We start from the raw sequence: 11,259 nt of genomic DNA, 5'->3' as shown, positions 1-11,259 counted from the left end.
GTATGACCGACGACCTCGCCGACGGCTGGCAGGTCTGGAGCGACGCCGACGACCGGCTGGTACTCGCGTACCGGCCGGACGTCTTCAACGGGGGCGACTTCCCCCCACCCTGTCTCCCGACCATCTACGTCACCCGCGGGTCGCGCACCCGCCGTCCCGGCGTCAGGCCGACGCCCCGCCCGGAGGACCCCTGGCACGTGACGCTCTTTCTCGAACCGGAGGTCAAGCGCGACCCCGAGTTCCACGACGCGCGCGAGGCGGCGTTCGAGGCCGCCTTCGACCTCGCCGAGCGCTTCGCCGCCGGCGAGATAGACTATCGGGGACTGTACCAGGTCCCCCGCGAGGCGTACTTCGAGCGCCTCGACGACCTCACGGGCGGCGGGCGGGACGCTTAACCGGCCGCGCGTCCGTCACTCCCACATGGCCACCGTCACCCTCATCGGTCCCCGCCTCGCCGAACCGGGGACCGAGTTCGTCTTCAACGGCGAGTCCCCCCGCTGCGAGGGCTGTCCCTACCGGGGACAGTGCCTCAACCTCACCGAGGGGGTCCGGTACCGCGTCACGGGGACGCGCGACTCGGGCATCCTCGAGTGCGCCGTCCACGACACCGGCGTCACCGCCGTCGAGGTGGAACCCGCCCCCGTGCGCGCGAACGTGAAGTCCACCGGCGCCTACGCCGGGTCCTCGGCGACCCTCGAAGGCCCCTGTCCCTACACGGAGTGCCCCAGCCACGAGTTCTGCGAACCGCTCGGCGCCGACTTCGAGGAGTCGTACAAGATACAGGAGGTGCTCGGCGACCCGCCCCACGACTACTGCGCGCTCGACCGCGACCTGACGCTGGTGGAGTTCGCGCCCCGGGACGTCGACCGGTAGGCTATCTCACGGCAGGGTGTCACACGGTAGCGAAACGTGCATCCCGACGAGTCGAGAACCGCCACCGTGTCCCTCCCGGTCAACCCCGAGCACCCTCTTCCCCACGAACTCGTCGCCCGCGAGTACGTCCCTGCACTCGGTGCACTCGTCGGCGCGAGCCTCGCACGCGTCGACGCCGTCTCCCTCCTGCTGGACGAGTCCGAACTGACGCTCGACGTCGACGACGCGGAGCGGGCCGAACGAACGTGGGAGGCTGTCCGAGACGATTTCTCTCCGAGCGCGGACCCACCGACGACCGCCGACGACCGGGCGTGGTACCGGGCCCCCCTCCCCGACGCGGCCGAGGCGCTCCGGGCGCTCGTCGACCTCACCGACGGTCACGTCGGGCGTCACTTCGTCCAGACGCTGGTGCTCGTCCGCGACGAGGCGGCCGTCCTCCGGGCGGTCCCGCACCACTCGCGGGCGGCCGTCGACGCGTCGCTCCTCGAACGCGGAAACGGGGCGCTCGCGGACCGGTACGCCTGTCTGGTTCCCTGGGCCGAGGGAGTGTGCTGGGAGTCGGCGGACCGGCGGTTCGCCGTCGAGGGCGGGTCGCTCTGTCGAGAGACGCTCGACGGACGCCGCGGCACCTGCTGGGGACTCGCGAACCTGCGGTACGTCGACCGGGGGCCCGACCTGCTCCGACTGACGTGGCGGCCCCCGGCGTGGCCGGACGGTCCCCTCGGACGGGTCCTCTCGGCGACGGTCGGACGGCTCGGGGAACCACCCCAGTCCCTCCCGGTCCCGGACGAAGAGACGTGCGACGCGGTCGCTACGCGGCTGGAGCGGTTCCTCGCGGTCTACGAGCCGACTACCCGAGCGTCCGGGTGAGTTCGGCGGCGTAGCCGAACTCGTTCTCGTAGCCGTAGGAGGACATCAGGACGGGGTAGAACGGTTCCTGTGCGACGAGTTCGTCGTCGCCGGCCGTCGCGAAGGTGGCACCGGGGGCGACGCGCTCGAAGTTCGCCACCCGGACGTCGTAGGACTTCGCCGGGCGTTTCGGGATGAGGCGTTCGAGGCGGTAGACGGGCAGTTCGTCGGTGTGGCGTTCCCTACCGGGGAGCGCGCCCGTCGCCCCGAGGAACTCGCGGACGAGGACCTCGGCGTACTCCTTCGCGCTGTCGGAACCCTGCTCGCCGGCCTCCACCTCGACGACGTCGGCGTACTCGATGAGGCGCCCCTCGGTGAACCCGCCCGCCTCGACGACGGCGTCGATGGAGAGGTAGGGACAGACCGACTCGATGAGGGGGTCGGCGTCGTTCACGATGGCGAACGGGCGGTCGTACGACTGCGTGGAGTGAATCGAGAGGGTCGTACAGCCCCGAAGCTCCTGCATGAGGTCGTGTGCCAGTCTGCGCTCGTAGTCCTCGGAGTCGGGGTCGCCCGGGAACACGCGGTTCAGGTCGGCGTCCGTGTAGCGGACGCCGCGTTCGAGCGCCCGTTCGTTCGCGACGACGAACTTCACCGGCCGTTCGACGGCGGGCTGTTCGTCCAGTATCTTCGTGACGGCGTGCGACCCACACGGCTCGTCGCCGTGGATCGCACCGACGACGGCGAGCTCCGGCTCGCCCTCGCCCAGCTGTTCGACTCGCATTTCCCGACAGTACGGAGGGTGGCCATTTGAGTGACGCGGTCCGGGACGGTCGCGTCAGTGCTCCAACGTCTCGACGTACGCGAAATCGGCGTCGCGCGCGACCGGCCGCTCGCCGTCGAGTTCGATTCGCCACCCCTCGACGGCCGTCGGGTCCGAGAGGGCGTTCGTCAGCGTCGACCGGACGTCGAGCACGTCGACGCCGTAGAAGTCGCGGGGGACGCCGTGGAAGTACTGCAGCGCCGTGCGGAACAGCGAGCGCATCCCGTCGTCGTCGCGGAAGTCAACGTGCTTGTACGCACCCGCGGCCACCTGGACCATCCCGTGGAGGAACTTCGACTCGGTCGAGCCGCGGCCGTAGTTGTACCACTCGTCCTCGAAGCAGTCGTGCGAGGCGTGGTACTCCCCCGAGTTGTAGAGACGGACGCCGTGGACCGTCGCCCGGCGGAGGGTGGCGTGCTCCCACCGCCCGTCGGCGCGCCACCCCGTCGGGTCGCCCTCCGGCGGTGCGACCGACGGGTCGCGGGTGTGGTCGTCCATGGGGGTACCCACACGCCGTCGCGGTGTAGCACTGTCGGTGGCCCCCGGTGACGACGGGACCACACTCGGCGGCCGATTCGACCGCGGACGTTCGCGCGCGTCTACAAAAATAGCTTCGACTGTAAAGGTTTGTATAGCTCCCTGCACGGAGTTCGGACGTGAACCTCATCGCGGAGTTCGATATCGTCTCGCCGACGCTCCGCCGGTCGATACGGGCGGTCCCCGGGACCGTCGTCACGACCGAGGACTTCCGGCGAGTCGACGGGTCGTTGCACTTCGTGTTCTGGGTCGACACCGACGACGCAGAGGCGTTCGAGGCGGCGATGGGGGGAGACGAGACGGTCGCTTCGTTCTCGCTGCTCGCGACGGTCGACGGCCGGCGGCTCTACCGGGCGACGCTCTCCGAGTCGGGCGAGAGCGGGGTTCTCTACCCGTCGATGGCGACGCTCGACGTCACGCTCCTCGACGCGACGGCCACCGAGGACGGGACGCGTGTCCGTGCGCGCCTCCCCTCGCGCGAGGCGCTGTGGGGACTCCGCGAGGCGTGCGAGGAACGGGACGTCCCTTTCCACCTCCGGGGCGTCTTCGGCCTCGAATCGGTCGAGGCGGGTCGCTACGGACTGACCGAGAGCCAGCGCGAGGCACTCGTCGCCGCCCACGAGGCGGGGTACTACGAGGTGCCCCGGGAGACGTCGCTCGCGACGGTCGCCGACCGACTCGGCATCTCCACGCAGGCGCTCTCGGCGCGCCTGCGGCGCGGTCAGTCGAACCTCATCGAGCACACGGTCGTCAACCGGGACTGATATAAAGGGTTGAGTGGACAACCCACGGACTCAGGAACGTTCCGTGAGCGGGTGAACCTGGGTGGGGAGGTGGCCGTGGGGCAACAGCGTGGGGATGCACGCCAGCCGGTGACGCCGTCGGCGCCGCTCCGGCCACCGTACACCCACCGTCCGTTTACTCAGAGGTCCTTCGCGATGCTGTTCAGCGCGTTCATCCGCTGCGAGCGACCGCCGAGGTCGTCGGGGTCGAGGAACCGAGCGAGTCGCGTCTCCCGGACGTGTTCGCGCAGCGTCTCCAGGACGCGGTCCTCGACGGCCAGTCCGCGGAGGTACGTCGCCAGTTCGCGCAACTCCGCCTCCGACGCCCGGCGGCCGCCGTCGGCGCCGGTCAGGTTCCACGCGACGTCGCGCGCGTCGTTGCCCTCCGGGAGCGTGGCCCCGCCCGCGAGCACCAGCGCACGGGCCGTTACCCACGGGACGACGGCCGGCGCGTCGTAGTCGAGGTCGCGCAGCAGGTTCTCGGCGCGGTCCGAGAGGTCGAACTGGCGGCGGGTGGTGCCGACCGAGGCGAGGAGTTTCAGTTCGTCGCCGTCGCGGGTGAGAAACGGGGCGGTCGCCATAGCGGAGGCAGGGCGCGGAGCGTAATGGACCCGGCGGTTCGCCTCAGGAATCGGCGGCGAGCGTCCGCTCGAAGTCGTCGACGGGGATGACGGAGTAGTCCACGGTGAGGGTGTCCTGCGTCGCGCGAATCTTGCCGACGAACGTCGATATCTCCTGCAGGCTCCCCTCCAGGATGAACAGTTCCATGCAGTAGTGGTCGCCGACGTGGTTGTGGACGTTCGAGGCGACCAGCGTCTCGTGTTCGTGGCGCAGGTGCATCATCCGCTCCTCGACGGCCGTCGTCTCGTAGTTGAACAGCACCGTCACGACCGCCATGAGCCGACGCTCCTCGAGGCGTTTGTCCTCGAACTCCCCGAGCAGGTTCCGCGCCGCCTCGCGGACGACCTCGCTGCGGCCCGTGTAGCCGTGTTCCTCGGCGAACTCGTCCAGCCGTTCGAGCAACGAATCGGGCATCGAGACGCTGACTACGGTCATGTATTAACTGAGGCCCCTTCAACTATTATAGCTTAGTATCCGCCGGACGGGAGGTCGGTCGCACGCCGTGTCGTCCGTCGAGAGTCGAGCGTTCTCGGGACGGGCCGGAGACGCGGGCCTCGCACGGATTGTTAATTTGATAATTAGTTTTATTAACCTCGGTCGAGTAGCTCCGGTCGCCCGGTCGACTCCTGCTCGGTGTCGCTGGGTGAATGACTACTGCTCGCATGGTACGCCGGGGTCCTCCCGGCGTCATGTCCGCCGCCGACGAGCGACGGGGCCGGCTTCGCAACGCTTTAGCGCGCGCCGGGACGACTCACGACCGCGTGCGAGGGTAGCCAAGCCTGGCCAACGGCGGCGGACTCAAGATCCGCTCCTGTAGAGGTTCACGGGTTCAAATCCTGTCCCTCGCATCGTGCGAACGATGCGGAAGCCCGCACGGAGCGGCCTTCCCTCGCAAGACTCCTCGGAACGATGCGCAGGGAGCCACGGCTGGACCCCCCGTGGTAACCTTCTTACGTCGTCGCGGGCGAGAGCGACCGATGGCGGAACTCCGGCGCATCACGACGTACCCGGTGAAGTCGCTCGACCCCCGTTCCTCGACGACGGCCCGACTCGACGGGCGCGGCGCGCTCGCGGGCGACCGGGAGTACGCGATGGTCGCGGCACCCCCCGACGCACCGCACGACCCCGAGTCGGCCTCGGTCGGGGGACGTGGCGACTACGTCAACGGCAAGCGCACGCCCCGCGTCCACCGCCTGCGCTCGTCGGTCGACCGCTCGGCGGGGACGCTCACCCTCCGCGAACACGGTCGAGACGAGACGCACGCGTTCGACCTCGACGACCGGACGGCGCTCGATTCGTGGTTGAGCGACTACTTCGGCGAACCCGTGAGCGTCCGCCGCGAACCGACCGGCGGCTTCCCCGACGACCGGCAGTTCTCCGGTCCGACCGTCGTCAGCACGGCGACGCTTCGGGAGGTGGGGTCGTGGTTCGACCTCCCCACGGACGACGTCCGCCGTCGGTTCCGGGCCAACCTCGAGGTCGGCGACGTGCCCGCCTTCTGGGAGGACCGCCTCTACGCCGACCACGGCGAGGCCGTCGCGTTCCGCATCGGGGACGCCGAACTGCTGGGGGTGAACCCCTGTCAGCGCTGCGTCGTCCCCTCGCGCGACCCCGACACCGGCGAGGCGGTGTCGGGCTTCAGAGAGCGGTTCATCGAACGACGGGCGGCCACCCGCCCCGACTGGCTCGACAGCGACCGCTTCGACCACGACTTCCGCCTCATGGTCAACACGCACGTCCCCGCGTCGACTCGCGGGGCGACTCTCCGGGTCGGTGACGAGGTGGCGGTCCTCGGGACGCGGTCGCTCGACGGGGCGGGTAGTCGTCACGCTCGCGGGTGAGACGGTCGAAGCGCTCGCGCGCGGTACGCCGGCGCTCGCGCGTGGCGTCCGGGTCGTACTCGAGCGCGACCACCCGCCCGAAGAGGAGGTGTGCCCGGAAGACCGCGTCCACCGACCGGCCGGCCGGCGGGAGGGCGCTCCGGGGTCGGTGGACCGTCCCGCCGCGGTCGAGCACCAGCACCGCGGTCTCGCCCTCGAACCGGTCGACGACGGCCGTCTCGGTGCTCGCGCCGGGAGCCAGCGGCGGCGCGGGCGACGTGTGGGGTGCGACCGCGCCGAGCGGTGTGAGCGGCGCGACGAGCAACTGGACGAGCGCGAACGGCGTGAACAGGGACAGGGACACGACCGGCGCTGGTCCCGTCCTCGGTCATAAACCCTCGTCCGCCTACTCCTCGTCGTCGGGTCGCCGCGCGAGGCGGTCGAAGCGCGACTGGGCGTCCTCGCGCCGGCGTGTCGTCTCCTCCGGGTCGTAGTCGAGGTCGACGACGGCGTCGTCCTCGATTCGGACCGTGACGACGGCGTCCTGCCGTCGCGCCCGAGACGGCAGGTCCGTCCGGGGGACGACGACGTCCCCGACCGTCTCGCCGTCCTCCTCGAGCAGCAGTACCGCGTCGTCGCCCTCGAACCGGTCGAGCACCGCCGTGTACTCAGGCATACGACTCCGTGAGGGCGCGCTGGCCGTTGTCCCTTTCGACGACGACCGTGTCGCCGTCGTTGTTCCAGACGGGCGACCCGGCGTTCCAGTAGAGGTCGCCGCTCCCGTCGCTCCCGCTCCCGGTGCGCAGCGTCACGCGCTCGTCGGGCGCGAGGTCGACCCCCTCCGGGACGGTGTAGGTCTTCCCCGCCTCGTCGCTGACCGTCCACCCCGAGAGGTCGAGCGACGCCTCGCCCGTGTTCTCGAAGACGACGTACTCGTCGTTCAGGTTCTCCCGGTCGTCGCCCGCCGCGTCGGCGTGTATCGTGGCGACCGACAGCGCCCCCTCGCCATCCGCTTCGTCGCCCTCGGCGTCGTCGCTCCCGTTCGCGCCCGACCCGTCGTCACCGGTGCGCGGCGCGTCGTCGTCCGTCGCCTCCGAGACGGCGCGCCCCTCGACGGTCGCACGGAGGGCGAGGTCCGCCGTCGTCTCGTCCGGTGCCGGCTCCCCCTCGCGGAGCGAGCGCGGGTCTGTCGGGGCGTCGTGCCGGGTGTACACCCCGGCGCGCTCGCCGTCGCTGACGACCGCTATCTCGCCGTGGGTCGCCGTCCAGTAGGTCCGCACGTCGTGGGCGGCCAGCCGTTCGAGCGTCTCCTCGTGGGGGTGGCCGTACTGGGAGTCGTAGGCGCTCGACACCACCGCGACCGGCGGGTCGGTCGCGTCGAGGAACGCCTCGCTCGTGCTGGAGGAACTGCCGTGGTGACCCGCCGCGAGCACCGTCGTCGGGAGGGACCCGCCCGCCTCTTCGAGGGCGGCGCGTTCGCCCGCCGTCTCGGCGTCGCCCGGCAGGAGGAACGTCGTCTCCCCGTAGTCGACGGCGAGGACGACGCTGTTCTCGTTTCGCTCGCGGTTCGCGAGGTAGCCCTCCGGCGGGCCGAGGACGTCGACCGAGGTCCCCGCGAGGTCGACGGTGTCGCCGGCCTGCGTCCGGTAGAGGGGGACGTCGTGGCGCTCGACGGCGTCGAGGTACGACTCGTAGGTCTGCGTGCTGGCGGCGATGCCGGGGTCGTACACCGCGCCGACGCCCTCGCGCTCGGTCTCGTAGTGTTCGATGACGGCCGCGTGACCACCGATGTGGTCGGCGTCGGCGTGGGTGGTGACGAGGTGGTCGACGCGGTCGACGCCGCGGCGGTCGAGCGCCGCGATGACCGCCTCCCCGTCGTCGGTGTAGTCGCCCGAGTCGACGAGCATCGTCTCGCCGGCCGGTGACACGAGCAACGTCGCCGCCCCCTGTCCCACGTTCAGGTAGTGGACCGAGAGCGTCCCGTTCGCGCCGAGCGCCGGCGCCGAGGCGCTCCCGTTCGCGGCGGGCGTTCCCGTGTCGTTGCCGGTCTCGCTCTCGTTGCCGGCGTCGGAACCGTTCGGTCCGGTGGCGTCGGGCGGCGCGCCGGCACAGCCGGCGAGGACGAGCAGACAGCAGACGAGGAGGGCGCCGAACGCGTCACCGCGCATCGTCGGGACCACCCCTCACGCCGCCTCCACGTCGCGTACCTCGCCGACGATCTCCCACCCGGACGCGGTCTGACGGGCGGCGAGCAGCGGGTCGTCCTCGCCGTCGGTGACGAGCCGGAACGTGGTGTCGGTGTCGCCGTCGACGCCCTCGGCCTGGAACGACTCCTGGAAGAACTCGGCGCTGCGCATGGCGAGCGTGACGGTGTCGCCGCCCTCGAAGTGCAGGCGGACGGCGTCGGGCGCGATGTTGTGGACGCGCTTCGCGAGCGTGTTCATACCCCCTCATCACCCGCATCGATTATAATCGGTGATACTTTCGCCCGCGCCGCCGAGGGGGCGAGTATGAGCGACGGGAGCGACGCGAACGACGCGAACGACGCCGGAGAGCGGAGTGCGGCGACGCGACTGGCGGTCGCCGAGCGCGCGGCCCGCGCCGGCGGGGCGCTCGCCGTCGAGCGCTTCCGGCGCGACGTCGACGTGGTGGCGAACCCCGGTTCGATAAACGCGGTGACGCGGACCGACCGCGACGTCCAGCGCCGGGTCGTCGACGTCGTCCGCGAGTCGTTCCCCGACGACGCCGTCGTCGGCGAGGAGGCGGACGCGGGGACGGCCGTCCCCGACGAGGGGCCCGTCTGGGTCGTCGACCCCATCGACGGGACGAACAACTTCGTCAGGGGCCTCCGCACCTGGGGGACGAGCGTCGCCGCCGTCGTCGACGGCGCCCCGGTCGCCGCGGTCAACCACTTCCCCGCGCTCGACGACACCTACGCCGTCGGGCCGGGCGGCGTCACGCGGAACGGGCGGGCCGTCGCGGTCCGGACGGAGGACGACCCCGCGCGGTGCACCGTCGCCCCGACTGTCTGGTGGGACGCGGACGACCGCGAGGCGTTCGCCGCCGCGGCGCGCGCCGTCGTCGAGCGCTTCGGCGACATGCGACGCACCGGGAGCACGCAGGCGACGCTCTCGCGGGTGGCCGCGGGCGGCCTCGACGGCGCCTTCACGGACGTCACGCCGCACCCGTGGGACTCCGTCGCCGGCGCGTTCGCGGTCGAACGAGCGGGCGGGGTCGTCACCGACCTCGACGGCGAGGACTGGCGCTGGGCACCCGACGTCCACGGACTGGTCGCGGCGAGCGAGGCCGCCCACGCCGAGGTGCTCGACGCCGCCCGCGAGCTCCTCGCGGTTCGATAAGGTCTCGCGAGGGAGGGGGTTCGTGCGCTCGCGACGCACGGGACCGGAACCCTCAACACGACGGGGAAAACCTCTCAGGACATGGAACTCGCAGAGCGCTTCGGCCTCGACCGCGTCAGCCCCGAGCGGGCGTGGGTCTACGCCGCAGTCGCCGCCCTCTTCGCGCTCGTCGCGGGGTCGCTCGTCTTCGGCGACCTCGTCTACGACCGCTTCATCTGGCAGTACTTCTGGGGTCCGGTCGTCGCGGACGCGAACAACGCGCAGTGCGCGGTGTTGACCGGCGGGAACGTCGACCTCGTCTACGACGCAGCGACCTGTTCGAGCGCGGAGGCCGAGGGACGCATCGTCGCCGAGCCGGGCTACACGCTCGTCTCGGAGGTGGGCTACGCCGCGACGCTCGTGTTCATGCTCACCGGCGTCCTCTTCCTCGTCCGGGCGCTCGACGTCGTCCGGGAGCCGGCGGCGTTCTTCGCGCTCGTCCCGTACATGTTCTTCGGCGGGGCGCTCCGCGTCGTCGAGGACGCGAACGACGCCGCCGTCGTCGCGAGCGGCGTCGACCAGCTCGTCGCCTACCCGCTGAACACGCTGCTCATCAGCCCGGTCATCTACTTCACCGTCTTCGCGCTCACGCTCGCCTCGCTGCTCGCCGGCGTCGCGCTCGAGCGCGCCGGCGTCGTCGAGCGCTACGAGTCGCCGCTGTTCGCCCTCGGGTGCGTCTACCTCCTGGCGACGTTCGGCTACCTCTACTGGGTCGTCGTCGGCCGCCTCGAACCCGTGCTGTCGAACGCCGGCTTCTACCCCCAGATGCTCCTCCTCACGGTCGCGCTGTCGCTGGTCATCGCCGGCACGATTTACGTCGCCGCCGAGCGCTTGGTCCCCGCGGTCACTGCCGGGACGGGCCTCATGACGCTGGTCGTCCTCTTCGCGCACAGTCTCGACGGCGTCGCGAACGTCCTCGCGACCGACTGGGCGAGCGAACTCGGCCTGCCCTTCCAGTACTCGCCGAAGCACCCCGTCAACGAGTTCATCATCGAGTACTCCTCGGTCGTCCTCCCCGAGAACGTCGTCACCGCCATCGGGAGCGCGTGGCCCTTCCTGCTCGTGAAGGTGGTCGCGGCCGTCCTCGTCGTCTACATCTTCGACGAGGCCATCTTCGAGGAGAGCCCGCGCTACGCCATCGTCCTGCTCGTCGCCATCGTCGCCGTCGGCCTCGGGCCGGGCACCCGCGACATGCTCCGGGCGACGTTCGGCATCTGACCACCGCGCTCGCTCACGCCCCGCCCGCGGCAGGGACGTCGGTCCCGAACGCGTCCCGGTCGAGCGTCGTCGCGGAGCGCGTCTCCCCGCCCGCAACCCAGGTGGACCACCGTCACCGACTCGGGGGGCGACGCGAGGCCGAACGCGGTGCGGGACTCGACGCTGTCGCCGTCGACGAGCGAGACGCCCTCGACGCCGGTGTCGGTGACGAGGGCTGGTTCAGGGGGGGGGTCGGCCCGGTGACGGACCGAGACACCCCGAGAGAGCGACGACCGCGCAGCGGACGAGCGGACGGGCGACTGCCGCACGGCGGCTGTCGGAGAACGTCGTTCCACGCC

General features: G+C 71.1%; 15 protein-coding genes and 1 tRNA gene. 8 read left to right on the top strand and 8 right to left on the bottom strand.

Features of this window, described 5'->3' with window-relative positions; translation table 11 throughout:
* The first annotated feature begins 2 nt into the window (after positions 1–2).
* The 3 genes from P1Y20_RS02175 to P1Y20_RS02165 all read left to right on the top strand — a co-directional run bounded on the left by P1Y20_RS02175 (position 3) and on the right by P1Y20_RS02165 (position 1,743).
* Positions 3–395 (top strand): DUF5820 family protein, encoded by a 393-nt coding sequence (locus P1Y20_RS02175; protein ID WP_304447018.1) that lies wholly within the window; start codon positions 3–5, stop codon positions 393–395.
* Positions 396–420: 25 nt separating this feature from the next.
* Positions 421–873 (top strand): UPF0179 family protein, encoded by a 453-nt coding sequence (locus P1Y20_RS02170; RefSeq protein ID WP_304447017.1) that lies wholly within the window; start codon positions 421–423, stop codon positions 871–873.
* Positions 874–939: 66 nt separating this feature from the next.
* The gene (locus P1Y20_RS02165) at positions 940–1,743 is read left to right on the top strand and encodes a hypothetical protein (protein WP_304447016.1); all 804 of its coding nucleotides are present in this window, start codon (positions 940–942) and stop codon (positions 1,741–1,743) included.
* Here P1Y20_RS02165 and P1Y20_RS02160 read toward each other — a convergent pair.
* Positions 1,724–2,506, bottom strand: coding sequence for a M14 family metallopeptidase (locus P1Y20_RS02160; protein ID WP_304447015.1), 783 nt, complete (start codon positions 2,504–2,506; stop codon positions 1,724–1,726). The genes P1Y20_RS02165 and P1Y20_RS02160 overlap by 20 nt on opposite strands.
* A gap of 54 nt (positions 2,507–2,560) precedes the next feature.
* Positions 2,561–3,043 (bottom strand): DUF309 domain-containing protein, encoded by a 483-nt coding sequence (locus P1Y20_RS02155; protein ID WP_304447014.1) that lies wholly within the window; start codon positions 3,041–3,043, stop codon positions 2,561–2,563.
* A gap of 158 nt (positions 3,044–3,201) precedes the next feature.
* On the opposite strand from P1Y20_RS02155, the gene P1Y20_RS02150 reads away from it, so the two are divergent.
* The gene (locus P1Y20_RS02150) at positions 3,202–3,846 is read left to right on the top strand and encodes a helix-turn-helix domain-containing protein (RefSeq protein ID WP_304447013.1); all 645 of its coding nucleotides are present in this window, start codon (positions 3,202–3,204) and stop codon (positions 3,844–3,846) included.
* A 158-nt stretch (positions 3,847–4,004) separates the two neighbouring features.
* On the opposite strand, the gene P1Y20_RS02145 is transcribed toward P1Y20_RS02150, so the two are convergent.
* Positions 4,005–4,445: a hypothetical protein gene (locus P1Y20_RS02145; RefSeq protein ID WP_304447012.1), complete on the bottom strand. Its 441-nt coding sequence runs from the start codon at positions 4,443–4,445 to the stop codon at positions 4,005–4,007.
* A 43-nt stretch (positions 4,446–4,488) separates the two neighbouring features.
* The gene (nikR, locus tag P1Y20_RS02140; protein WP_304447011.1) at positions 4,489–4,920 is read right to left on the bottom strand and encodes a nickel-responsive transcriptional regulator NikR; all 432 of its coding nucleotides are present in this window, start codon (positions 4,918–4,920) and stop codon (positions 4,489–4,491) included.
* A 328-nt stretch (positions 4,921–5,248) separates the two neighbouring features.
* On the opposite strand from nikR, the gene P1Y20_RS02135 reads away from it, so the two are divergent.
* A tRNA-Leu gene (locus P1Y20_RS02135) sits at positions 5,249–5,333 on the top strand.
* A 129-nt stretch (positions 5,334–5,462) separates the two neighbouring features.
* Positions 5,463–6,326, top strand: a complete 864-nt coding sequence (locus P1Y20_RS02130; protein WP_304447010.1) for an MOSC domain-containing protein — start codon at positions 5,463–5,465, stop codon at positions 6,324–6,326.
* Here the strand turns inward: P1Y20_RS02130 and P1Y20_RS02125 are convergent.
* The 4 genes from P1Y20_RS02125 to P1Y20_RS02110 are packed head-to-tail and all read right to left on the bottom strand — an operon-like array spanning position 6,211 to position 8,749.
* Positions 6,211–6,669 (bottom strand): DUF3006 domain-containing protein, encoded by a 459-nt coding sequence (locus P1Y20_RS02125; RefSeq protein ID WP_304447009.1) that lies wholly within the window; start codon positions 6,667–6,669, stop codon positions 6,211–6,213. The genes P1Y20_RS02130 and P1Y20_RS02125 overlap by 116 nt on opposite strands.
* 42 nt (positions 6,670–6,711) lie before the next feature.
* Entirely contained in the window at positions 6,712–6,981 is a 270-nt protein-coding gene (locus P1Y20_RS02120; RefSeq protein WP_304447008.1) for a DUF3006 domain-containing protein, read from the bottom strand.
* On the bottom strand, positions 6,974–8,473 hold the full coding sequence (locus tag P1Y20_RS02115; RefSeq protein WP_304447007.1) for a lamin tail domain-containing protein: 1,500 nt from the start codon (positions 8,471–8,473) through the stop codon (positions 6,974–6,976). Before P1Y20_RS02115 ends, P1Y20_RS02120 begins: the two co-directional genes overlap by 8 nt.
* 15 nt (positions 8,474–8,488) lie before the next feature.
* Positions 8,489–8,749 (bottom strand): DUF8072 family protein, encoded by a 261-nt coding sequence (locus tag P1Y20_RS02110; RefSeq protein ID WP_304447006.1) that lies wholly within the window; start codon positions 8,747–8,749, stop codon positions 8,489–8,491.
* Between the two features lie 66 nt (positions 8,750–8,815).
* On the opposite strand from P1Y20_RS02110, the gene P1Y20_RS02105 reads away from it, so the two are divergent.
* Positions 8,816–9,664 carry an inositol monophosphatase family protein gene (locus P1Y20_RS02105; RefSeq protein ID WP_304447005.1) on the top strand — a complete coding sequence of 283 codons (849 nt, stop codon included), beginning with the start codon at positions 8,816–8,818 and terminating at the stop codon, positions 9,662–9,664.
* An 81-nt stretch (positions 9,665–9,745) separates the two neighbouring features.
* Positions 9,746–10,921: a DUF63 family protein gene (locus tag P1Y20_RS02100; protein ID WP_304447004.1), complete on the top strand. Its 1,176-nt coding sequence runs from the start codon at positions 9,746–9,748 to the stop codon at positions 10,919–10,921.
* Positions 10,922–11,259 lie beyond the last annotated feature (338 nt).

Origin of the sequence: Halomarina ordinaria, assembly GCF_030553305.1 — an archaeon.
GTDB lineage: Archaea > Halobacteriota > Halobacteria > Halobacteriales > Haloarculaceae > Halomarina > Halomarina ordinaria.
Note: the sequence above shows the minus strand (reverse complement) of the source record. Positions and strands in the feature narration are given on the sequence as shown.

Bases quoted from the DNA above. Each gene is read 5' to 3' on its own strand.
- P1Y20_RS02105 (WP_304447005.1), top strand. From the start codon at position 8,816: ATGAGCGACGGGAGCGACGCGAACGACGCGAACGACGCCGGAGAGCGG.
- P1Y20_RS02155 (WP_304447014.1), bottom strand. From the start codon at position 3,043: ATGGACGACCACACCCGCGACCCGTCGGTCGCACCGCCGGAGGGCGAC.
- P1Y20_RS02170 (WP_304447017.1), top strand. From the start codon at position 421: ATGGCCACCGTCACCCTCATCGGTCCCCGCCTCGCCGAACCGGGGACC.
- P1Y20_RS02130 (WP_304447010.1), top strand. From the start codon at position 5,463: ATGGCGGAACTCCGGCGCATCACGACGTACCCGGTGAAGTCGCTCGAC.
- nikR (WP_304447011.1), bottom strand. From the start codon at position 4,920: ATGACCGTAGTCAGCGTCTCGATGCCCGATTCGTTGCTCGAACGGCTG.
- P1Y20_RS02175 (WP_304447018.1), top strand. From the start codon at position 3: ATGACCGACGACCTCGCCGACGGCTGGCAGGTCTGGAGCGACGCCGAC.
- P1Y20_RS02145 (WP_304447012.1), bottom strand. From the start codon at position 4,445: ATGGCGACCGCCCCGTTTCTCACCCGCGACGGCGACGAACTGAAACTC.
- P1Y20_RS02115 (WP_304447007.1), bottom strand. From the start codon at position 8,473: ATGCGCGGTGACGCGTTCGGCGCCCTCCTCGTCTGCTGTCTGCTCGTC.
- P1Y20_RS02120 (WP_304447008.1), bottom strand. From the start codon at position 6,981: ATGCCTGAGTACACGGCGGTGCTCGACCGGTTCGAGGGCGACGACGCG.
- P1Y20_RS02100 (WP_304447004.1), top strand. From the start codon at position 9,746: ATGGAACTCGCAGAGCGCTTCGGCCTCGACCGCGTCAGCCCCGAGCGG.
- P1Y20_RS02110 (WP_304447006.1), bottom strand. From the start codon at position 8,749: ATGAACACGCTCGCGAAGCGCGTCCACAACATCGCGCCCGACGCCGTC.
- P1Y20_RS02160 (WP_304447015.1), bottom strand. From the start codon at position 2,506: ATGCGAGTCGAACAGCTGGGCGAGGGCGAGCCGGAGCTCGCCGTCGTC.